Raw genomic sequence first — 241 nt, 5'->3', positions numbered from 1 at the left:
ACAGAAGCAGAAGATATTAAGAAGAGGTGGCAAGAATACATAGAAGAACTGTACAAAAAAGATCTTCATGACCAAGATAATCATGATGGTGTGATCATTCACCTAGAGCCAGATATCCTGGAATGTGAAGTCAAGTGGGCTTTAGAGAGCATCACTACGAACAAAGCTAGTGGAGGTGATGGAATTCCAGTTGAGCGATTTCAAATCCTAAAAGACGATGCTGTGAAAGTGTTGCAATCAA

1 protein-coding gene is annotated in these 241 nt (G+C 39.8%); it reads left to right on the top strand.

Features of this window, described 5'->3' with window-relative positions; genetic code table 11:
* Positions 1-241: hypothetical protein (locus SAZ04_RS22855; RefSeq protein WP_332700061.1), on the top strand; the 241-nt coding region annotated here is incomplete at both ends.

Source organism: Halalkalibacter lacteus, assembly GCF_036663595.1.
Classification (GTDB): Bacteria; Bacillota; Bacilli; order Bacillales; family Bacillaceae_D; genus Halalkalibacter; species Halalkalibacter lacteus.
This window is presented reverse-complemented; position numbering and strand designations above follow the sequence as displayed.